The sequence below is a fragment of the Natronococcus occultus SP4 genome (assembly GCF_000328685.1).
Classification (GTDB): Archaea; Halobacteriota; Halobacteria; order Halobacteriales; family Natrialbaceae; genus Natronococcus; species Natronococcus occultus.
Map to the genome: position 1 here is coordinate 371,886 of NC_019974.1, position 20,448 is coordinate 392,333.

General features: G+C 66.6%; 26 protein-coding genes. 12 read left to right on the top strand and 14 right to left on the bottom strand.

The annotated features are described in order from the left end of the window. Positions 1 to 2: 2 nt before the first annotated feature. Positions 3 to 683, top strand: a complete 681-nt coding sequence (locus NATOC_RS01770; protein WP_015319696.1) for a potassium channel family protein — start codon at positions 3 to 5, stop codon at positions 681 to 683. Positions 684 to 707: 24 nt separating this feature from the next. Here NATOC_RS01770 and NATOC_RS01775 read toward each other — a convergent pair whose 3' ends face one another. After that, on the bottom strand, positions 708 to 1,058 hold the full coding sequence (locus tag NATOC_RS01775; RefSeq protein WP_015319697.1) for a hypothetical protein: 351 nt from the start codon (positions 1,056 to 1,058) through the stop codon (positions 708 to 710). Between the two features lie 75 nt (positions 1,059 to 1,133). After that, complete coding sequence (locus NATOC_RS01780) at positions 1,134 to 1,658, bottom strand: DUF5817 family protein (RefSeq protein ID WP_015319698.1); 525 nt, start codon at positions 1,656 to 1,658, stop codon at positions 1,134 to 1,136. A gap of 105 nt (positions 1,659 to 1,763) precedes the next feature. On the opposite strand from NATOC_RS01780, the gene NATOC_RS01785 reads away from it, so the two are divergent. Further along, positions 1,764 to 2,102, top strand: coding sequence for a cupin domain-containing protein (locus NATOC_RS01785; protein ID WP_015319699.1), 339 nt, complete (start codon positions 1,764 to 1,766; stop codon positions 2,100 to 2,102). A 161-nt stretch (positions 2,103 to 2,263) separates the two neighbouring features. Next, on the top strand, positions 2,264 to 3,643 hold the full coding sequence (locus tag NATOC_RS01790) for an NRAMP family divalent metal transporter (RefSeq protein WP_015319700.1): 1,380 nt from the start codon (positions 2,264 to 2,266) through the stop codon (positions 3,641 to 3,643). 18 nt (positions 3,644 to 3,661) lie between these two features. Here the strand turns inward: NATOC_RS01790 and NATOC_RS01795 are convergent, their stop codons facing one another. The 5 genes from NATOC_RS01795 to NATOC_RS01815 form a co-directional block, all read right to left on the bottom strand. Then, positions 3,662 to 4,090 carry a GNAT family N-acetyltransferase gene (locus NATOC_RS01795; RefSeq protein ID WP_015319701.1) on the bottom strand — a complete coding sequence of 143 codons (429 nt, stop codon included), beginning with the start codon at positions 4,088 to 4,090 and terminating at the stop codon, positions 3,662 to 3,664. Positions 4,091 to 4,172: 82 nt separating this feature from the next. Continuing rightward, a complete protein-coding gene (locus NATOC_RS01800; protein ID WP_015319702.1) occupies positions 4,173 to 5,243 on the bottom strand; it encodes a polysaccharide deacetylase family protein in 1,071 nt (356 codons plus the stop codon). Positions 5,244 to 5,461: 218 nt separating this feature from the next. Next, on the bottom strand, positions 5,462 to 6,538 hold the full coding sequence (locus tag NATOC_RS01805) for a polysaccharide deacetylase family protein (RefSeq protein ID WP_015319703.1): 1,077 nt from the start codon (positions 6,536 to 6,538) through the stop codon (positions 5,462 to 5,464). 420 nt (positions 6,539 to 6,958) lie between these two features. Continuing rightward, positions 6,959 to 8,221, bottom strand: a complete 1,263-nt coding sequence (gene icd, locus NATOC_RS01810) for an isocitrate dehydrogenase (NADP(+)) (protein ID WP_015319704.1) — start codon at positions 8,219 to 8,221, stop codon at positions 6,959 to 6,961. A gap of 200 nt (positions 8,222 to 8,421) precedes the next feature. Next, complete coding sequence (locus NATOC_RS01815) at positions 8,422 to 8,697, bottom strand: hypothetical protein (RefSeq protein WP_015319705.1); 276 nt, start codon at positions 8,695 to 8,697, stop codon at positions 8,422 to 8,424. 93 nt (positions 8,698 to 8,790) lie between these two features. Between NATOC_RS01815 and NATOC_RS01820 the strand changes: the two genes are divergently transcribed. From NATOC_RS01820 to map, 3 genes are read left to right on the top strand one after another with little or no spacing between them, the layout of a single operon-like run. Then, a complete protein-coding gene (locus NATOC_RS01820; protein WP_015319706.1) occupies positions 8,791 to 9,711 on the top strand; it encodes an isoaspartyl peptidase/L-asparaginase in 921 nt (306 codons plus the stop codon). Then, positions 9,708 to 9,878: a hypothetical protein gene (locus NATOC_RS21665; protein WP_157224578.1), complete on the top strand. Its 171-nt coding sequence runs from the start codon at positions 9,708 to 9,710 to the stop codon at positions 9,876 to 9,878. The genes NATOC_RS01820 and NATOC_RS21665 overlap by 4 nt, the downstream gene beginning before the upstream one ends. Positions 9,879 to 9,919: 41 nt before the next feature. Further along, the gene (gene map, locus NATOC_RS01825; protein WP_015319707.1) at positions 9,920 to 10,816 is read left to right on the top strand and encodes a type II methionyl aminopeptidase; all 897 of its coding nucleotides are present in this window, start codon (positions 9,920 to 9,922) and stop codon (positions 10,814 to 10,816) included. A 3-nt stretch (positions 10,817 to 10,819) separates the two neighbouring features. Here map and NATOC_RS01830 read toward each other — a convergent pair whose 3' ends face one another. Continuing rightward, the gene (locus NATOC_RS01830; RefSeq protein ID WP_015319708.1) at positions 10,820 to 11,020 is read right to left on the bottom strand and encodes a DUF7835 family putative zinc beta-ribbon protein; all 201 of its coding nucleotides are present in this window, start codon (positions 11,018 to 11,020) and stop codon (positions 10,820 to 10,822) included. A gap of 253 nt (positions 11,021 to 11,273) precedes the next feature. On the opposite strand from NATOC_RS01830, the gene NATOC_RS01835 reads away from it, so the two are divergent. From NATOC_RS01835 to NATOC_RS01845, 3 genes are all read left to right on the top strand, one after another. Next, positions 11,274 to 11,810 (top strand): HIT family protein, encoded by a 537-nt coding sequence (locus NATOC_RS01835; protein ID WP_015319709.1) that lies wholly within the window; start codon positions 11,274 to 11,276, stop codon positions 11,808 to 11,810. Between the two features lie 78 nt (positions 11,811 to 11,888). Further along, a complete protein-coding gene (locus NATOC_RS01840; RefSeq protein WP_086009771.1) occupies positions 11,889 to 12,764 on the top strand; it encodes a mechanosensitive ion channel family protein in 876 nt (291 codons plus the stop codon). A gap of 105 nt (positions 12,765 to 12,869) precedes the next feature. Beyond that, complete coding sequence (locus NATOC_RS01845) at positions 12,870 to 13,280, top strand: cupin domain-containing protein (protein ID WP_015319711.1); 411 nt, start codon at positions 12,870 to 12,872, stop codon at positions 13,278 to 13,280. 23 nt (positions 13,281 to 13,303) lie between these two features. Here the strand turns inward: NATOC_RS01845 and NATOC_RS01850 are convergent, their stop codons facing one another. Continuing rightward, positions 13,304 to 13,540, bottom strand: a complete 237-nt coding sequence (locus tag NATOC_RS01850) for a glutathione S-transferase N-terminal domain-containing protein (RefSeq protein ID WP_015319712.1) — start codon at positions 13,538 to 13,540, stop codon at positions 13,304 to 13,306. 260 nt (positions 13,541 to 13,800) lie between these two features. Between NATOC_RS01850 and NATOC_RS01855 the strand changes: the two genes are divergently transcribed. Next, complete coding sequence (locus NATOC_RS01855) at positions 13,801 to 14,205, top strand: hypothetical protein (RefSeq protein ID WP_015319713.1); 405 nt, start codon at positions 13,801 to 13,803, stop codon at positions 14,203 to 14,205. A gap of 49 nt (positions 14,206 to 14,254) precedes the next feature. Here NATOC_RS01855 and NATOC_RS01860 read toward each other — a convergent pair whose 3' ends face one another. Further along, the gene (locus NATOC_RS01860) at positions 14,255 to 15,517 is read right to left on the bottom strand and encodes a tRNA (N(6)-L-threonylcarbamoyladenosine(37)-C(2))-methylthiotransferase (protein ID WP_015319714.1); all 1,263 of its coding nucleotides are present in this window, start codon (positions 15,515 to 15,517) and stop codon (positions 14,255 to 14,257) included. Positions 15,518 to 15,665: 148 nt separating this feature from the next. Between NATOC_RS01860 and NATOC_RS01865 the strand changes: the two genes are divergently transcribed. After that, on the top strand, positions 15,666 to 16,715 hold the full coding sequence (locus NATOC_RS01865) for an SDR family oxidoreductase (RefSeq protein ID WP_015319715.1): 1,050 nt from the start codon (positions 15,666 to 15,668) through the stop codon (positions 16,713 to 16,715). Positions 16,716 to 16,803: 88 nt separating this feature from the next. Here NATOC_RS01865 and NATOC_RS01870 read toward each other — a convergent pair whose 3' ends face one another. After that, positions 16,804 to 17,823 (bottom strand): AI-2E family transporter, encoded by a 1,020-nt coding sequence (locus tag NATOC_RS01870; RefSeq protein ID WP_015319716.1) that lies wholly within the window; start codon positions 17,821 to 17,823, stop codon positions 16,804 to 16,806. 114 nt (positions 17,824 to 17,937) lie between these two features. Here NATOC_RS01870 and NATOC_RS01875 point away from each other — a divergent pair, with 114 nt between their 5' ends. Then, positions 17,938 to 18,663: a DUF547 domain-containing protein gene (locus NATOC_RS01875; protein ID WP_015319717.1), complete on the top strand. Its 726-nt coding sequence runs from the start codon at positions 17,938 to 17,940 to the stop codon at positions 18,661 to 18,663. 6 nt (positions 18,664 to 18,669) lie between these two features. Here NATOC_RS01875 and NATOC_RS01880 read toward each other — a convergent pair whose 3' ends face one another. The 3 genes from NATOC_RS01880 to NATOC_RS01890 all read right to left on the bottom strand — a co-directional run bounded on the left by NATOC_RS01880 (position 18,670) and on the right by NATOC_RS01890 (position 20,437). Next, positions 18,670 to 19,266, bottom strand: coding sequence for an amphi-Trp domain-containing protein (locus NATOC_RS01880; RefSeq protein WP_015319718.1), 597 nt, complete (start codon positions 19,264 to 19,266; stop codon positions 18,670 to 18,672). A gap of 43 nt (positions 19,267 to 19,309) precedes the next feature. Beyond that, a complete protein-coding gene (locus NATOC_RS01885; protein WP_015319719.1) occupies positions 19,310 to 20,038 on the bottom strand; it encodes a nucleoside phosphorylase in 729 nt (242 codons plus the stop codon). 102 nt (positions 20,039 to 20,140) lie between these two features. Then, positions 20,141 to 20,437 (bottom strand): HalOD1 output domain-containing protein, encoded by a 297-nt coding sequence (locus NATOC_RS01890; protein WP_015319720.1) that lies wholly within the window; start codon positions 20,435 to 20,437, stop codon positions 20,141 to 20,143. Between the last annotated feature and the right edge of the window lie 11 nt (positions 20,438 to 20,448).

The following is a 20,448-nucleotide window of genomic DNA, read 5'->3' on the forward strand; positions in this document are numbered from 1 at the left end:
GGATGGCTACAGATCCGTTACGTGTGATCATCGTCGGCGGCGGACGCGTCGGCTACCGCGCGGGTCGACTGCTCGACGGCTACGGCCACGAGGTGGTTGTGATCGAGAAAGACCCGTCCCGGTGCGAGGAGATCGCCGACCAGCTCCCGACCGTGATCGAGGCCGACGCGACGCTGCCGCCGGTGCTCCGGGAGGCCGATCCGGGAGCCAGCGACGTGATCGCCGCGCTCACCGAGGACGGCGCGACGAACCTGGCGGTCTGTTTGGCAGCCCAGCGCATGAACGAGTCGATCTACATGGTTCTTCGGACCGACACCGAGTCCAGACACGAGTACGGCGAACTGGTCGACGGCGTCGTCTACCCCGAGGCGGCCGGCGCGCGGCTCATCGCGAACGAGATCGTCGGCAACGCACCCCGGGTGTTCAACGCCGTGACCGGCGACATCGAGATCGTTCGGGTAGAAGTCGGAGCGGACGCCCCGCTGGCCGGGGAGACCCTCGCCGACGCGACACTTCCCGACGGCTGTCTCGTCATCACCGACGCCGACGCGAGCAACGTCGCCGGAGCCGAGACCGTCCTCGAGCCGGACTGCCAGTACATCGTTGCCGTCGATCCCGACGACTTCGACGCGGTCGTCGAGCTCCTCTCGGGAACGGTCAGAACGGTCGGCGGCGGTCCCTGAAGCACCGATCGGTAGCCGGGCGAACTACTGCGGGAGCGAGCGGTCCCGAGCCCGGACCGTTACGACCGCGACGTAGGCGCCACCGGCGGCGAGCAACAGGTATCCGACAAGCACCTGGAGCCCGCTCGAGGCGACGGCGACGAGCGCCAGTCCGAGCCCCGCGACGCCGTAGGCGGCCGCGAAGTCCCGCCGTCCGTACGCCCCGTGAAGGGCCGCGAGGACGCCGAAGGTCAGCGCGAACGCCCCGATCGCGAGCGTCGTGGTGGCGACGCCGAGGACCGTGTCGCCGACGAACGCCCCGTACGCGAGCGCTGCGACCGCAAGCACCGTTCCGACGCCGATCGCCACCGCCTGCACGTCGACCGTCTCGTCCATTGTCGTTTCGTACCGACTGTGGGTGCAAAGAACTGCCGTTCGAGAGTCGTCGGCTTCCCGAGCGCGGCGCCGCGCTCAGAGTCGGCGGTACCGACCGCGGCTCTCGCTGACCTCGCCGCGCCTGGTCAGCTTCGCGAGGGCGTCCTCGACGTAGCCCGCCGATACCCCGTGCTCGCTCGCGTAGTCGACGACCTCGTCCTCGGTCGGCCGATCGAGTTCCTCGAGGGCCCGCTCGACGATCTCTTTCTTGCTGCCGCTGTCGGTCGAGCCGCGGGGGTCGCGTTCGCCCGCGGCCGCGAGTTCGTCGGCGTCCAGCCCCGACTCCTCGAGGTACGTCTCGTCGTCGACGACGCCGTCGGCGACCTCCCGTCCGAGCTCCGCGAAGGAATCCAGCTTCGCGAAGGCCTCGCCTTCCTCCTGGCGGTTGGCAAGCATCGAAGCCCGAACGTCGCGGGCGTGGTTCGGGTCCTCGGTCTCGACGAACTTCTTGCGTCTCTCGTAGGCTTTCCGGGAACCGCAACGAGGACACTGGATCGTCTCGGAGCGGCCCTCGATCATCCAGAGGTGCGAACACTCGCTGCAGCCGACGACGGCGTACATGCTAGCTCGAGGTGGGGCGTCCCCGTAGTTCAAGCTTCGGCACGCGCGGCGAACGTGGTCGCCGAGGCGTACTACTATTAACACCGCCGTCGCCTCTCGAGACGTATGGAACGCGTTTCCCTCTCCGATACCGACTCCTCGGAGGCAGCCGACGGCGTTCACCTCGCGATCATGGCCGGCGCCGAGGAGATGAACGTCCAGCACTTCGAGATCGAACCCGGCGCGACCGTCGAAGAACACAGCCACCCCCACGAGCAGACGGGCTTTATCTACGAGGGTGAGCTGACTTTCCACAGCGACGGCGAGGAGCTCGTCTGTGGCCCGGGCGATTCGTACGCGATCCCCGGGGAGCAGTCCCATGCCGCCGAGAACCGCGGCGACGAGACGGTCCGGGGCGTCGACGTCTTCAGCCCGCCTCGCGAGAGTCCGGCCTGGCAGGACTGACGGACTGAGGCGGTTTCTCGAGGCGGTCCGCGAGCGGAGCGGTCGCTGTCTCGTCCACCAGCGACGGCACTCTCTACCGACCATAATAACCAAACCATTTAGATTATTAATCCACTGGAGAATACCACGCAGTTTTATCCCCCTCGCTGCAAGGGCAAGCGATGGGTACCGAGACGCGATCGCCGGATCGATGGAGCGTCGCACGCGTGACGGACTACCTCGGACGGCTGGGACCGACCTGGCTCGCGGGCGCGATCGCCGCGGGGCCGGCGACGATGGTCAGCCTGCTCGTCGCGGGCGCGAGCTTCGGCTACACCCTGCTGTGGGTCGTCGTGCTCTCGGCGATCCTGGGAACCGTCGGCCAGTATCTCGCGATGCGACTCGGCCTGCTCACCGAGGCGGGGATCGTCGCCGTCGTCGAGGACCATCTCGGCCCGTTCTGGGCCTGGGTGCTCGTGATCGACGCCGTCCTCGCGGCGGGGCTCGCACAGCTGGCGATCATGAAGACGCTGGCAGACGTCAGCGCAACGATCGTCGGCACGGCCGGCGTCGCCGCGCTGGCCGATCCCCGGCTGTGGGGCGTCATCTGGGCGATAATTCTCGCGCTGGGACTTGCGGGCGGCGGCTACAGGGTGGCCGAACTCGGCGCGAAGCTGCTGGTATCGCTCGTGGTGCTGGCGTTCGTCGCCTCGGCTTTCGTCGTCCCGATCGATCCCGCCGAGGCTGCGACCGGGCTCGTCCCCTCGATGCCGGCTGGCGTCGGCGGGGCGGTCGTCGCCGCGGGGGTGTTGGGCGGCGCCGTCCACATCACGCTGCTGACGATGCAGAGCTACACGATGCGCGCTCGAGGGTGGACCGAGCGCGACCGCGGAATCGCGCGTTTCGACGTCGTGAGCTCGATGCTCGTCGCCTTCGGGATCTTCAGCCTCGCGGTCTTTCTCGTCGCGGCGAGCGTGCTACCGGGGGTCGTCGATCCCGCGACGCTCGACGAGATCCAGGCCGCCCAGGCGCTGGGACCGATCGCGGGCGAGTACGCGACCTGGCTGTTCCTGTTGGGGCTGTGGGGCGCCGCAGTTTCGACGCTCGGCGGAAACACGATCGTGCCGCCGTACCTGCTGGCCGACAAGCTCGGCTGGGAGCAGTCCGTCGATGACCCGCGCTACCGGGTCACACTCGTCGTCGTCGCGCTCGCCTCGGCGATCGGCGCCTTCCTCGGGGGCGCCTTTTTCGACCTCCTCGTGCTCGTGCTCGCGTTCGGCCTCGTCGGGACCCCGTTCGCGCTCGCGGTGATCCTCGCCCTACTGAACGATCCCGACGCCGTCGGCGAGACCAACTCCGTTCTCGAGAACCTCGGCGGGCTCGTCCTCTTTACGGTCGCGGTCGTGCTGGCGGGCGAGTTCGTCCTCGAGGAGCTTCCGGCGGCGGCCACAGGGGATCCGACCGCGCTGTTCGTCGTCGCCTTCGCCGCGGCGATGGCGCTCGCGGTCGTCGGCCTCGTCGGAACCACGGTTCGGGGGCGATACCGCAGCCGATCGGGGTAGCGACAGCGCCGTTCGTCGCTACAGCATTTTCCGCATCTTCACGTGCGGGATACCCGCCTCCTCGAACGCCTCGCCGTACTGCTCGTACTCCAGGTCCGTATAGAAGTCGGCCGCGTGGATCTGGGAGTGGAGTTTCAGCTCGTCGAACCCGTCTGCTCGAGCCCGCCGCTCGAGGACGGCCATCAGCTTCCGACCGATCCCCTCGCCCCGCCGTGGTTCGAGGACGGCCACCCGCTCGACCTTGCCGACGCCGTCCTCGAGGTCGCGCAGTCGTGCGGCGCCGACCGCCTCGTCGCCGTCGTAGGCGACGACGTGGACGGCATCGGAGTCGTGTTCGTCGTACTCGAGGTCCTCGTCGACGCCCTGTTCCTCGACGAACACCGCGTGGCGAACGGCGAGGGCGTCCTCGCGCTCGGCGTCGGAGTCGACGACGCGGGTCTCGATCATGGGAGGCGGATACGTCGACGCGACTCGAGAGCGTTACGATACGGACGATTCGTCCGACTCCGGCCGCAGAACGCGGCTGCGACTACAGCTTCCCGACCTCGGCGAGCGCCTCTTCCATCGTGACGATCGCGAGGTCGTGCTCAAGGGCCGATTCGATCGTGTAGCGCAGTCGGTCCTCGGTGAGGGTGTCGAACTGCGAGTGGCCGCCGACGATCGCGAGGACGTCCTCGTCCGCGGCAGTCTCCATGAACGCGTCGACGTCGTCCTCGCTTGCCTTGTCTGTCTCGACGTACATCCGCTGCATCGTCGTCGGATCGAGCCCCTCGAGCTCGTTGTGGCCCCCGCCGTAGCGGTGGTTCGCGACCGCGTCGTGGTGGTCGCGGACGAGCTCCTCGATCACACCGTGGTAGCGCCCGTAGGTGTAGACGAACCCAGTGACGTCCAGTCCCCACGCTTCGAGCTGCGCGTCGGTCTTCTGGAGGACGTCCCGCATGAGCGCCTCGGGATACCTGACGTAGCCCGACGCGTCGACGTCCTCGGCGATCGGATCGGCAAGCTCGACGTACTCCCCGACCGAATCGCTCCCGCTGCCGGCGACCGTCGCGGTCGTTTCGCTCTTGTCGTCGAAGATCACGAGGGGATCGTCCGCGATGGCACCGTGACGGTTGGCTTCGACGTAGAGGCGCTCGTCGCCCGTGTGGGCGGGCTCGGTCAGGCGAATGCGGCCGAGCGAGCGGTGGTAGTAGGTGTGGGACATGACTCCCCAGCCGTTGGCCTGCATCTCCCGGAGCTGTCCGGGATCGAGGTAGGCGTCGTCCGTTCCCATCAGTCCCGGACAGGCCGCGACGCAGCCGGGGACGTCGTACTCCCGGTGAACGTCGTAACTGAGTGTGTAGTCTTCGATCGGGCTGTCGTCGTACGTAAAGACGAGCATGCCCTCGCTGTCGGCGATTTCGCTCGACCGCTCGTCCGTCTCGGAGTCGGGCTCGGCGCGCTCGCTTTTGGCGGTCGGCTCCCGAGAGCGGTCCTCGCGGCTCGCGTTTCGATCGGCGTCGTTCGCGGGGTCGTCCTCCGACGCCGAGAGTCCGTACGTCGTGGCGACGCCCCCGGCGAGCGCGAGGCCAGTCGCCGACAACAGATTCCGTCGTCGCATCTATCGACCACCGCCGCTCGATTCCCGTCGGCCGCCACCCGACGACCAGTTATTTCGATAGCTACCAGAGTTGTTTCTTAGTCCCAACACCATGTATTTAATATCGATACTTTGAGTTATCTACCGGTATAAGCTTTTATTCAGTTCGGATTGTGAGCCACGCGTTCGATACCGATCGGCGGTTCGGTCGTTCGCTTGTCGGCGTCGATCGCGCCGCCCTATCGACGCTCGAGTTCGGCGAGCGCCTCCTCCATCGTGACGATCGCGAGGTCGTGCTCGAGGGCCGATTCGATCGTGTAACGGACGCGCTGCTCGGTGAGAGTGTCGTACTGGGTGTGAGCGCCGACGATCGCGAGGACGTCCTCGTCCGCGGCAGTCTCCATGAACGCGTCGACGTCGTCCTCGGTGGCCCTGTCGGTCTCGACGTACCGCCGTCGCATCGCCGTCGGATCGAGCCCCTCGAGCTCGTTGTGGCCCCCGCCGTAGCGGTGGTTCGCGACCGCCTCGTAGCGATCGCGGACGACCTCCTCGGCGACGCCGTGGTACCGGCCGTACGGGTAGACAAAGCCCGTGACGTCCAGTCCCCACGCTTCGAGCTGCGCGTCGGTCTTCCGGAGGACGTCTCGGATGAACGACTCGGGGTGCCTGACGTAGCCCGACTCGTCGACGTCCTCGGATAGCGGCGCCTCGAGCTCGACGTACTGCCCGCTCGAGTCACTGCCCCGTCCTGCGACCGTCGCGGCCGTCTCACCCTCGTCGTCGAAGACCACGAGCGGATCGCCCTCGATGGCGCCGTGACGGTTGGCCTCGACGGAGAGACGATCGTCGCCCGCGTGAGCAGGCCCGGCCAGGCCGATTCGGCCGAGCGAGCGGTGACGGTAGGTGTGTGACATGACTCCCCAGCCGTCGGCCTGCATCTCCCGGAGCTGGTCCGGGTCGAGGTAGTCGTCACGCCGTTTCATGTACCCCGGACAGGCCGCCGTGCAGCCGGGGACGTCGTACTCGCTGTGGACCTCGTAGGCGAGCGTGTAGTCCTCGATCGGACTGTCGTCGTACGTGAAGACGACCATCCCCTTGCTGTCCGCGAGGATCGACTCTCCGTTCTCTGGCTCGGTCTCGTCGGCGCTCCCGTCCTCGTCGGACGGCTCCGAGCCGTCGTCGTCGCGTTCGGTATCGACCGCCTCCCGGTCTCGCTCGTCCCGAGCCAGCTCCTCGGAGCTTCGCCCGGAGAACCAGTACGCGGCGCCACTCGCGGCGGACGCGCCGCCGAGAACGAGAACCCGTCGTCGTCGCATCTATTGCACCACCCCGGTCGGCTGTCGGCGAACTCGACCGTCGGCGGTCCCGCAACCGTCCGCGGGAGCGGCGTCCTCGGTCCGTCCGTCCCCAGTCGTACGCCGGTCGTCGCTGTACCTCCCCACTAAGTGTGTGTCCGCTAACATCACGCACCCGGATCAGTTCACCGTTCCGGACTACTTGGTAACTCGACACCTACCGACGGTTCGACTTTGCGAATTGGCTTACTATTGGATAAACAACAGTTGTGGGGTCGTGAACTCCGTTGCACCGCGTCGTCGTCCGCGCTGACGCCGAACCCGTCGCTCGCGTCGCGAAGTCGGAACCGCCGCGTCAAAAAATCCGGAGGCGTCACGGGCGTCCCGCGACGTTTCTGATATCGTCAGACCGCTACGCGTTCTGACTGCTCGAAAAACTGTCTAGGACAGTTTTTCGATGTTCTCGACGACCTCGTCGGCGAACTCGCTGGTGGCGAGCTTCTCGGCGTCCTCGAGCTGGCGCTCGAGGTCGTAGGTGACCTTACCCGAGGAGATGGTCTCCTCGACGGCGTCGCGCACGAGATCCGCGGCGTCGTCCCAGCCGAGATACTCGAGCATCATGCGGCCCGAGAGGATCATCGCGGTCGGGTTGACCTTGTCCTGGCCCTCGTACTTGGGCGCGGAGCCGTGGACGGGCTCGGCCAGCAGGCGACCGTCGCCGAAGTTGGCGCCGGGCGCGATGCCGAGACCGCCGATCTGGGCACCACAGGCGTCGGAGATGTAGTCCCCGTTGAGGTTCATCGTCGCCAGCACGTCGTAGTTGTCCGTCCGAGTCAGCACCTGCTGGAGCATGTTGTCCGCGATTCGGTCGTTGACGACCAGCGTGTCCTCGGGAGCCTCGCCGTCCTGCTCCTCCCAGAGGGTGTCCTCGGTGATGACCTCGTCGCCGTACTCCTCTTCGGCGACCTCGTAGCCCCAGTCGCGGAACTGGCCCTCGGTGAACTTCATGATGTTGCCCTTGTGAACCAGCGTGACCGAGTCGCGGTCGTGCTCGAGGGCGTAGTCGATGGCGCGACGGACGAGTCGCTTGGTGCCAAACTCCGTGATCGGCTTGACGCCGATGCCGACGGGGCCGTCGTGGATGACGTCGTCGAAGCCCATGTCCTCCTCGACGAACTCCTTGACTTCCTCGACCTCGTCGGTGCCTTCCTCCCACTCGATGCCGGCGTAGACGTCCTCCGTGTTCTCACGGAAGGTGACCATGTCCATCTCCTCGGGGTTCGAGACCGGCGAGGGAACGCCGTCGAGGTGGTAGGTCGGACGAACGTTCGCGTACAGATCGAGCAGCTTGCGCAGACCGACGTTCAGCGAGCGGAAGCCGGCGCCGACGGGCGTCGTCAGCGGGCCCTTGATCGCGACGCGGTGTTCCTTGATTGCCTCGACGGTCTCGTCGGGGAGGTTCTCGTCGTACTTCTCGCGGGCGGACTCGCCGGCGTAGACGCGCATCCAGTTGATCTCGCGGCCGGTCTTCTCGGCAGCGGCCTCGAGGACCTTCTGGGCGGCCGGGCCGACGTCGCTGCCGACGCCGTCGCCGTAGATGATCGGGATGATCGGGTTGTCGGGGACCTCCAGCTCGTCGTCGGTTCCCTCCTTCAGCGTGATCTTCTCCCCATCCTCGGGGACCTCGATCTTGTCGTAGCTCATTTCGTCTGTACCGTGCTCCGATGGGGGTAAAAGGTCTCCCATTTCCATCGATATTGCGTCGGATTTCCGCCAGTGGGGGCGGCGTCCCCACCAATCGTGGAAAAATCCGTCCGTAGACCTCTCACACCGCTAAAACACCGTTTCGATCGTTACATACCTGTTCGTCGGCTGTCGAACCCGGCTGCGACGGACAGCGACCGCTACGCGCGGTCGACGGGACCGGCGTTCCAGTAGCGGGCGAGGAGGGCGGCGCCGACGACCACGAGGACGAACCCGCCGACGCCGAGCACCAGCCGTCCCCCCGTCGCGGCCCACCCCGTCCTGACGGCACTCCAGAGTCCCGCGAGCAGCGTGACCCCGAAAACGAGCGACGCGACGCCGTAGCGGTACGGACTCGCGTCGCCGGCGATCAGCCGACCGACGGCGACCGCGGTCATCACCGCACAGAACCCGACCAGCAGGAGCGACGACGTCATTCCCGCCGTTGGTACTCAGTCCCTGCTGGTAAGTGTAGGTGGTTTTGCGCCCGTCGCGAAACGATTACCGTGATCGCCTCACCAACGGACGGTATGCAGGTGCTCGTACACGGCGGTGCCGGCAGCACGCCACAGGAACCTGACGCGCGACAGGCGGTGCTCGACGAGGCCGCGGCGAGCGGCCGGGAGCAGAGCGACCCCGTCGAGGCGGTTACGGCCGCGATCGGCGTCCTCGAGTCCTCGCCACGGTTCAACGCGGGGGTCGGCAGCGCCGTCCAGAGCGACGGCGAGATCCGTACCGACGCGGGGATCATGACCAACGAACGGGACGTCGGTGCGGCCTGTTCGATGCCTGGCGTCGAGCGGGCCGTCGCGGTCGCCCGGCTTGTGATGGAGGAGACGCCCCACGGCTTCGTCTCGGGCGATTACGCCGTCTCGCTGGCCGAGGACTACGGGATCGAGACGGGCGTCGACCTCTGGGCCGAGCGCACACGCGAGCGGTGGGCCGACCTCGAACCGCCCGAGGACGGGCCGCGAAGCGAACTCGAGTGGATCCGCGAACGGTACGGTCGGACGGACCCCGACGGGCGCGACGAGGACGGAGCGAACGATGCCGACACCGCCGACCTGGATCACGACACCGTCGGCGCGGTCGCCATCGACGGCGAGGACCTCGCTGCGGCGACCTCGACGGGCGGGCGCTGGCTCGCGCTCGCGGGCCGCGTCGGGGACGTCCCGCAGGTCGGCTCGGGGTTTTACTGCTGTCCGTCCGCGGCGGTGAGCGCGACCGGTGCCGGCGAGGACATCGCGCGCGTGACGCTCTCGCGGCGCGTTGCCGGGCACGTCGAACGCGGGCTCGACGCCGACGCCGCTGCGGAGTTAGGAATCGAGGAGTTCGCCGAACTCACCGGGTCGACCGCCGGCGTCATCGCGATCGACGCACGAGGGCAGCTCGGATCGGCATACAACAGCGACGGGATGCAGACGGCGCGGGCGACCGACCGATCGACGTGACGCCCGAGGACGTCGTCCCCGCCGGGTGTCCGTCCTCGGGACGGCACGTCGTCCGTGACCGGTGTGGCGTCTCTCACGCCGAGCGAATCGAGGCCGTCGACGGGGAAAACGTCGACGGCCGTTTCGGCGGGAAACGAGTCGTGACTGCGACCGGACGGGAGCGCTGAGAGACGGAACCTCTTTTTGCCGACCGGTATAACTCCGTTACATGGCCGAATCCGAGGTGGACTTCGAGTCCGAGAAGTACGAGAAGCTCCGCGAAGCCGGAGAGATCCTCTCGCAGGTGCGCGCAGAGACCGCAGACCGCGTCGAGGTCGGCGCGAGCCACCTCGAGATCGCCGAGTACGCCGAGGACCGTATCCGGGAACTGGGCGGGCAGCCGGCGTTTCCGGTCAACATCTCGATCGACGAGGAGGCCGCCCACGCGACCCCCTCGATCGACGACGAGTCGACGTTCGGCGAGGAGATGATCAACCTCGACATCGGCGTCTGCATCGACGGCTGGCTCGCCGACACCGCGATCACGGTCGATCACTCGGGGAACCCCGAGCTCGCCGAGGCGCCCGAACAGGCGCTGGAGGCGGCGATCGACATCATCGAGCCCGGCGTCGAGACCGGCGAGATCGGTGCCGAGATCGAGGACGTCATCGACGGCTACGGCTACAATCCGGTCGTCAACCTCACTGGACACGGGCTGGGCCACTGGGAGCAACACACCACGCCGACGATCCCGAACCGTGCGGTTTCCCAGGGGACGACGCTGGAAGTCGGTGACGTCGTCGCGATCGAGCCGTTCGCGACCGACGGCGGCGGGAAAGTCACCGAGGGTGCAAGCGAGGAGATCTTCGCTCTCGAACGGGAGGGGTCGGTCCGGAACCGGCAGGCCCGCGAGGCCCTAGAACAGATCACCGAGGAGTTCCGGACGCTGCCGTTCGCGACCCGCTGGCTCGAGACGAGCCGTCCGGAGATGGCGCTGCGCCGGCTCAAGCGAAACGATATCGTCCACGGCTATCCGGTGTTGAAGGAGGACGACGGCTGTCTGGTGAGCCAGAAAGAACACACGGTCATCGTCACCGAGGACGGCTGTGAAGTGACCACGGCCTAACCGCTAGGCGTTGTTCATCCGCTGGCTCGTCCGCGTGCCACAGCGCTTGCACTCGGCGACGCGGTAGGGCTCCCGGGAGAACTGCGCGTTCTCCTCCTTGCGGCTCTCGGTTCGGAGCTGGACCGACACCTCGTGTGGCGTCTCGAGGTCGCAGTCCTCGCAGTGCTCGGTCAGCCCGTTAAACGAGTCGTCTGTCGTTGCCATTACGCTGCTATTCTCGTGGTACCATCTTAAACCTCTGTATCGTTTCGAGAAGTATACTGACGTGTTCGATACGGTGATTGTTCTCGAGGAAGCGACGGAGATAGCTCAATAGCGTCCGTCAGCGAAGCGCTACTTCGGTCGCCTGCAACAGATTGGGGGGTGTCATACAACCGTCGAACTGTGGTTCGGTTCTCGAACGCCCGCGTCGCCGTCGTCCGATCCGCCTATAGGCATCCCTCGAGTGCACCGAGGTATGAGGCAAGTGTTCGCACCGTGGCGGATCGAGTGGGTCAGACGCGACGAGGAGAATCCCGACGACACCTGCGTGTTCTGTGCGTTCCCCGAGGACGACGCCGACCGGGAGAACCTGGTCGTCGCACGAAGCGAGCACGCGTTCGTCCTGCTGAACAACTACCCGTACAACCCCGGTCACGCGATGGTCATCCCCTACGCGCACACCGGAGCGTACGGCGAGCTCGACGACGAACAGCTGCTCGATCACGCCCGGCTGAAACAGCGCACTTTCGACGCCCTCGAGACGGCCCTCGGCCCGGACGGGTTCAACGCCGGGCTCAACCTCGGCGACGGCGCGGGCGGGTCGATCGACGATCACCTCCACACCCACGTCGTCCCGCGCTGGGAGGGCGACACCAACTTCATGCCGGTCATCGGCGACACCTCCGTGATTGTCGAGGCACTCGAAGACACCTACGACCGCGTTCACGAGGCCTTCGCCGACCAGGAGGGCGCCACGGTTCCCGAGGACGGGGGCGCCGTCCTCGTCGAGTGAGCCGTGACGCTGCCGACCGCCACATCGTCGCGAGTGCCGGCCGAACTCTTGTCCGGATCGGAATCGAACCCGAACTCCGTGCCCGAGCTGAGTTCGATCGAGGAGTTACTCGGCGCGTACCTCTCGCTGCTCGATAACTTCGCGACGTTTCTGGTGACGTTTGCGCTGATCTACGTCGTCGGACGGTTCGTCGTGCTGCCGGTTCTCCGGCTCGGACTGGAGTACCGGGAGACCGAGCGCACCCTTCGGGAGGGGATCGAGCGAGTCGCCGCGTTCGGCGTGGTCGTCGCCGCCCTGGTGGCGGGTCTCTCGCTGGCCGGCCTCGACTTCATCCTCGAGCGCGCCGCGATCCTCGTCGCTGCCTTCACCGTCGCGCTCGGGTTCGCGGCCCAGAACGTGGTCGGCAACCTCGTCAGCGGTGTCTTCATCGTCACCGATCCGACCTTCAACATCGGCGACTGGATTCGCTGGAACGACAAGGAGGGCGTGATCAAAGACATCAGATTCCGCTCGACGCGGGTTCGAACCTTCGACAACGAAGTGATCGCGGTGCCGAACTCCGAACTGACCGCGAACGCTGTCACGAATACCGTTCTCAACGGCCGGCTCCGGCTTACAGTTCCGATCCAGGTCGACTACGGCGACGACCTCGAGACCGTCGTTCGGATCCTCTCGGAGGTGGCGGCCGACAGACCCGACGTCCTCGAGCATCCGGAACCGGTCGTGCGGGTCACGGACCTCGGCGAGACCGTCGAGGTCGTCGCCTCGATGTGGATCGCCGAGCCCGACCGAGCCACCTACGGCCGTATCAGGTCGGAGTACGCCCGCGAGATCGTCGATCGACTCGAGGACGCCGGGATAGATCTCGGACGAGGGGGACCCCAGGAGATCGCGGGTGAGATCGGCGTCGTTTCGAAGTCGGCGGCTCCCGACGAGAGCGCGATCGATCGGTAACGTCCTCGAGGTCCGTGGCGAAGCGTCCCGTCTCCCGCGGGGGAACGGGGAGCGGACCGCTCGACCGGACGCTTTTTCCCTCTCGTCGCCTCGACGTAGGACGCTATGGAGTACGAGGTGGTACACACCGACGACGTCCCGCTGACCGACCTCTCGGAGATCGACGAGGTGCCCTCGGACCTACAGATGCGGGCGATCGACGACTTCCTCCCGAGCGAGCACGTCCAACTCAAGCTCTGGTACTTCGAGCCCGGCGAGGAGATCGAGTACCACGCCCACGCCGAGCAGGAGGAGCTGTACTTCGCCCTCGAGGGAGAGTTCGAGCTAACGTTCGGCCGCGACGGGGAGACTGAGCGCCGCGAGGTCGCGGCCGGCGCGTTCTGGCTCGCCAGACCCGAGGTCGGCCACGGCCACCGCAACGTCGGCGACGAGGAGGGGATCGTCCTCGCGGTCGGCGCGCCGAACGTCGACGATCCCGGACGGGATCCAGGCGAGTTCGACGGCGAGGACGAGTAACGGACGGCGCCTCGATCGGCGAGTCAGGCGTAGTTGGCCTCGAGAAACTCCAGGATGCGTTCGGACTCGGCCATCGTCACGCCGTAGGCCTCGTCGACGAGGACGGGAACCCCGCGCTGGCCCGAGACTCGTTTTACCTCGTCGCGCTCGGAGTGGAGCGCCTCGACCCGGACACTCTCGTAGTCGACGCCGAGTTCGTCGAGCCGGTCGGCGACGGTCTCGCAGTACGGACAGCCCTCGAGCCGGTAGAGTTCGAGCATCGGCTACGGGTACGGACGGAAGTGAGAAAAGTGTCAGTGTATAGCGGAAGCCCACGACTTCAGTCGTGGGAGGACGTCACACGTCGGCACAGAATTACCGAGATAGTCTCTTTGAACCCTCGAACGGAGTAATTGATAAAATCCAGAGCTCTCATCTTCCGTTCCCATCGATCCGCGGAGTGTCCCTGACTGTAGGACGTGTCCGGCCCGAGAATATGTTAGATAGCAATGATTATGTTGGTAGAAAATAACCGTTCAGTATGGAAGCCGATAGTACAGCGTCCGAGGGGGGCGTCACGAAGGGGACGAGTTCGACGGGGAGTACCATCGAAATCGAGACAGAGTACAAAGCCGTTCTTCTCACCGCCGTCGGTGCTATCGTCGGTGCCTTTCTCCCATGGTATTCCGTCCTGGGTGCAACCGTGTTCGGATTCGAGGGGGACGGGGCGATCTCTCTCATTGCCGGGATCGTCGTTCTCGGATACGCCTGGTATTCGGACGCCGAGAAAAGAGCGATGATGCTCGGTATCGGTGGAGGGATTCTGATCACGATAATCGCATTGTTCCACGTGACAGGACTCTCGGCGCTGGGGGTTTACTTGACCCTGCTCGCCGGAATCGGAATGCTCATCGCCAGCGCGAGCGGCTATCGAAAACTCTCGTAACCCTGTTCGAACGAGACCGAACGGCTCGGTGTGGAGTCGTCCGACACGTCTACGCCTCCGAAACCGGCTTGCCGAAGGCGTACATCGTCTCGTGGGCCGTGACCTCGAGGTCGACGAAGTCGCCCGGCTCGAGGCCGTGGTCGCTGGCGTTTTGCACGATGAGCTGGCGGTAGGCGGAGTCGCGACACTTCACCGAGTCGGCGGTTCCGTGCTCGACGACGAGGACGTCCTCGCGGACCTCGCCGACCATTGACTCGTAGGCCTCGCCGACGAGCTCCCGCTTGGCTGCGCTCATCTCCTTCGAGCGCTCCTTCTTGATCGTCCCGCCCAGACCCTTCATCTTGGCGGCGTCGGTGCCCGGCCGCTTCGAGAAGCGGGTGACGTTGATCTTCTCGGGTCGCGTTTCGCGAAGCAGCGCCATCGACTGCTCGTGGTCGCGGTCGGTTTCGGTCGGGAAGCCGACGATGAAGTCCGTCGACAGCGTCCAGTAGTCGAGCTGGTCGTCGAAGGTCTCGACGACCTCGAGATACTCCTCGACCTGGTGCTGGCGGCGCATATCGCCGAGCACGTCGTCGCTACCCGACTGCACGGGGGCGTGCAGGAAGTCGTACAGCTCGTCGTACTCGGCGAAAACCGAAGCGAGCTCCTCGCGGATGCCGTGGACGCCCTTCGGGTTGGCCATCCCCACGCGAACCCGGAACTCGCCCTCGAGCTCGCAGATCTCCTCGAGGAGCCGGTGGAGCTTGCGTTCGCCCTCGTCCCAGCCGTAGACGCCGGTGTCCTGGCCCGTGATGCGGATCTCCTTCGCGCCGGCGTGGAGCAAGGCCTCGGCCTTGCGGACGTTCTCCTCGATCGGTGGGGAGTCGATCTTCCCCGTCGCGCGCTTGGTGATACAGTACGAGCAGTCGGACATACAGCCCCGCGCGATCGGGAGGATGCCGACGACGCCATCCAGAATCGGCTCGGCGTCGGGGGTCGTCGTCGGACACTCGCCGTTGGTGACCGCCTCGGGGACCTCGTCCCAGTGGAGCACCCGTCCGTCGACGTCGGCCGCGGCGAACTCCTCGCCCTGGGCCAGCGCCATACAGCCCGTGATGTAGAGATCCGCCGTCTCGTCGGCCAGCTCCTCGGCCCGTCGGAGCATGTTGCGCTCGGTCTTCTCGACGACGGTGCAGGTGTTGAGAATAGCGACGTCGGCCTCGTCGGGGCCGTCGACCCGGTGGTGGCCCGCGTCGCGGAGCCGTCGCTCGATCTCGCGGCTCTCGCCGCGATTCGACGTGCAGCCGTACGTCTCGATGTGATACCGGGCCATCGTCGTTACCACCGTTCGGATCCCGCGAGCCAAAAGCCCGACGGATCGGGACCGTTCCCGTCGGTCCGCGACGCGGTGCTCGCGTAGTCTGGTCCACGCGCATACAGGCCCCGAGCGCAAACCCATCGTTCCCGTTGGAACGGTACCGATGCTTCAGCGATTCACCAACGAACGGAACGCCGAAACCGAGCCGAAACCGCTCTCGGAACAGGTCGTCGTGATCACCGGCGCGTCCTCGGGGATCGGGCTGACGACCGCGCGGATGGCCGCGGACCGCGGCGCGCGGGTCGTCCTGGCGGCCCGCAGCGAGGACGCCCTCCGGGAGGCCGTCGAGGGAATCGAGGACGATGATGGCGACGCCACCTTCGTCGTCGCCGACGTCGGCGACCGCGAGGATGTCCGCGAGATCGCCCGCGTCGCCGAGGAGACCTACGGCGGCGTCGACACCTGGATCAACGGCGCGGCGGTCTCGATCTACGGCCGCCTCGAGGAGATTCCCGTCGAGCGGATGCGCGAGCAGTTCGACACCAACGTCTGGGGGCTGCTATACGGCTCGCTCGAGGCCCTCGACGTCCTCGAGGACGGCGGGACGATCATCAACGTCGGCAGCATCGTCTCCGATCGGTCGATCATGCTCCAGGGCAGCTACTCGGCGTCGAAGCAGGCGGTCAAGGCCTTCACCGACGCCCTGCGGATGGAACTCGAGGACGAGGGGCGGCCGATCAACGTCACCCTCGTCAAGCCGGGCGCGATCGACACGCCGTACCCCCGGAACGCGGAGAACTACATGGACGAGGCGGCGACGGTGCCGGCGCCGGTGTACGCGCCCGACACGGTCGCGCGGGCGCTGCTCCACGCGGCGGAACACCCGCAGCGGGAGGTCACCGTCGGCGGCGGGGGCAAGCAGTTCACGATGCTCGGCAAGTACACACCGGAGCTGATGGATACGTTGATGAAGGCCGTCTTCGGCCCCCAGCAGCGAAAGGACGAGCCGCCGCGGCCGGACGCCGAGAGCGGACTCGGAGAGCCGGCCGGCGAACTCGAGGAACGCGGCGACTACGAGGGGTACGTCGCCGAGTCGAGTCTCTACACCAGGCTGCGACAGCGCGGACGGTCGCCGAGCAGCGCGGCGTTCGGTCTGGGCCTCGTCGGAATCGCGTACGCGGGGTACAGATCCCTTCGTGGCGGGAATCAGTAGCGAGTTCGACCGCGAGTTTCCACAGGACGAAAAACCAGTAGCGAGCGCGACCGCGGTCGCCCGTGTAGTCGCCGAGACCGGACGTTGCCTACGCCGTTTCCGACTCCTCCTCGAGCCGATCGTAGTGCTCGTCGAGGACGTTGACGGCGGCAATGAACGCGCCGACGACGACGGGACCGAAGAACACGCCCATGATGCCGAAGGCGTAGATCCCCCCGAGGACGCCGAGGATGATCACGGCCGGGCTGATCTCGGCGTAGCGGTCGACGACGACCGGGCGGAGGTAGTCGTCGGCGATCCCGACGACGATCGCGCTGTAGACCGCGAGCGCCACGGCGAGAACGGGCTCGCCGGTCGCGAAGAGGTAGATCGAGGCCGGGACCCAGACGAACGGCGCCCCGATCAGCGGCACAAGCGAGAGGATCACCATAATGAACGTCCAGAACGCCGCGTTGGGGATACCGACCGCGAACAGCCCGAGGCCCGCGATGACCCCCTCGATGACCGCGATCAGGACGTGGCCGGCCAGCACCGCCCAGGTGACCTCGTTGAGATCGCCGTAGAGGTCGTCCTGGACCTCGTCGGGCAGCGGCGTTCGATCACGGATCCAGGCCATGAGGGCGTCCCCGCTTTTGAGCAGGTAAAACAGCAAGAACAGCGCCAGCCCGAACCCGATCAGCGCGCTGGTGAGCGCACCGAACCAGTCCGTCGCCTGCTCGAGGACGATCGAGCCGATCTGCTGGGCGGAGTCGGCGGCCGTCCCGACGATGTCGACCTCGAAGCCGGTTTCGTCCTCGATCAGCTCCTCGATCTCGGCGATCTGGAGGTCGTCGGGGTCGGTCTCCTGGATGAGGTCCGCCGCGTCCTCGGCGACGACCGCGGCGACGAGCACGAACGGAACGATGAAACCGACGATAGAAAGCAAGACGAGCGAGAGCGCGGCGATCGTCGACGAGACGTACTCCTCGAGCCGCTGCTGGAGCGGAAAGAGCACGAACCCGAGCAACAGCGCCAACAGCACGTACTGGAAGAACGGGACGACGAGCTGCCAGGAGAGATAGGCGAATATCGCAACGAGAACGAGCAGATACCCTTTGCTGCGGTTCACGACTAGATATCCGTCGGCGTGACGATAAAAGCGGACCCGACATGTTCCACGGACGGAGTGTCGTAGTCAGTCGCAACACGCCTTCAAGAAGCTGGTTCGCCTAGCCTAGCTCGGATGTCGACCCAGCTCGATCCCCTCTCGCTGTCGGCCGATCTTCTCTACACGGTCAAGACTGAGGGAGACCACGAGGGGTTGCGAACGCACCTGGCGAGGCTCGAGCGATCCCGGCTCGAACGGACGCTCTCGACTCGCGAGCGGCGGCTGGCGTTCTGGCTCAACTGTTACAACGCCTACGCCCAGCTGCTGCTCGAGGAGTCGCCCGAACTCCTCGAGAACGGGTTTCTCGGCCGCTGGAAGTTCTTCGGCCGGGATCGGATCCCCGTCGCCGGCGTCTGGCTGAGCCTCAACGATATCCAACACGGGATGCTCCGTCGGTCGAAACATCCCTGGGGGTTCGGCTACGTGCCGCGACCGTTTCCCTCGCGGTTCGAGCGTCGGTTCCGGCTCGAGGACTGCGATCCACGGATCCACTTCGCGCTGAGCCGCGGCGGCGATCACTGCCCGCCGATCGCCGTCTACTCCGGCGCCGACGTCGACGAAGAACTGGATATCGCGATCCGCTGGCATCTGGAGGAGACCGTCGGCTACGACCCCGATGACGGCGTCGCGACCATCCCACGGCTCTTCTGGCGGTACCGGGGCGACTTCGGCGGCAAGCGCGGCGTCCTCGCCTTCCTCCGGAAGTACGACGGGATCCCGGAGACGGCGTCGCCGTCGCTCGAGTACGAACGCCCCTCCCGTCGCGACCAGCTCGAGCTCGAGGACGCCATCAAGCGCTGACTCGGGCTACGCGTCCTCCTCCAGGTGCTCGATCCGCGCGTCCGAGGCGTTTCGCACGACGCCCCGCACCGCCCGCTCGGCGTTCGATCGCGAGGCGTACCCCTCCCCGCTGTCGGCGATGATGTTCCCGTTCCAGTGGACCAGCCGCCAGCGCCACTCGTCGGCCCGGTCTCGATAGATCTCGAACCGGCTTCGTCGTCCGTCCTCGCGGGAGTCGGCGTCCGTCGTCCCGTCGGCCGCCGGTCCCGCGTCGCTCCCGGCCACGGCGTCCGGCGGGATCGTCGCCGTCGCCGCGCTCGTCGGCTCGTCTCGCTCCTCGGTCAGGGGTCGTTCGTCCGCGGCCGTCGAGGCGTCCGTGACGCGGACGCTCGTCCCGTCGGCGTCGTCCCACTCCAGCTTGAGCTCGAGGGCGGTCGTGCCGTCCTCGTGTTCGGCCTCGAGGTCGGCGAACACCCGCTGTGGGACCTCGACTGCGAGTTGGGTCTCCGCGGTGTGGAGATCGACGGTCGTCCCCGCCTCGAACGCGTCGGCGAGACCGCGGAGGAGCGCGGCCAGTTCGGTTCGGTCGGAAGCGTACTCGAGTTCGAACAGCGTCTCTCCCATACGTCCGCTACGACGCGGCGGTGGTTAGGTCTTCACCGCGCGATCACAGCTGCGTCGTCGCCTCGAGCGCGATGTCGATCGCCCGCCCGACGTTGTTCTTCGCCTTCTCGGGGAGCTCGTCGTCCTCGGTGTCGGTGCCCTTCTGGGTCCCCTCGACGAGGTTGCCGTCGACGGTACAGATCGCGCCCGCGCTGAGGCCGCGCCGGCGCGCCAGCGTGAACACCGCGGCGGCCTCCATCTCGACACAGAGCAGGCCCGCGTCCTCCCAGTCGGCGACGTGCTCGTCGGTCTCGGCGTAGTAGGCGTCGTCGGAGACGATCGGGCCGACGTGGACGTCCTCGTCGTTTGCTTCGGCGGAGTCGACCAGCGACGAGAGAACGCCGTAGTCCGGCACGGCGGGGTACTCGGCGTCCTCGTAGCGCTTCGAGGTGCCCTCGTTTTTCGCGGCTCCGGTCGCGACGATCATGTCGCCGATCTCGATGTCGGACTGGAGCGCGCCGGTGGTTCCGACGCGGATGAAGGTCTCGACACCGACGTTGGCCATCTCCTCGATCGCGATCGCGGCCGAGGGACAGCCGATCCCCGTCGAACAGATCGTCAGCTCGCGGTCGCCGTAGGTAGCGTTGACGACCTTGTACTCGCGGTTCTGGGCGACAGTTTCGGACTCGTCGCAGTGGTCGGCGATCCGATCGACCCGCCCCGGATCGCCAGGGATCAGCGCGATATCCGTCAGATCGCCCTCGTCGACCAGCAGGTGTGGTTGCGTTGCCATAGCTTCGCGTTCCGCGGGCGACGAGAAAAAAGGTTCGAGGCCGGTTTCCGACGACCCCGGATCACCCCCGGATTTTCGGACGGCTCGTGACGACTGAGCGGGCTACTCCGCCACCTCGACGGTCTCCGGACGGACCGTCACCGTCACCTCGCCGACGTCGAAGATCACCGTGCCGTTCGACCGCGTGCCGCCCTGGTAGGTATGGACGAACAGCGAGTCGAGTGCTTCGGGATCGATGTGGTCGTACAGCCGGACGCTGGAGTCGGTGACGTCTTCACCGTGGTACGTCGCGAGCGCCGTCGCGACGGCGATACTCGGCGGCTCGTTGTCGTCTCGATCGTACTGGACGCGCTGACCGAACCCACATCCAGGGGAGTTGGTTGTCGTTCGTTCGTTCATGTCTCTCAGTC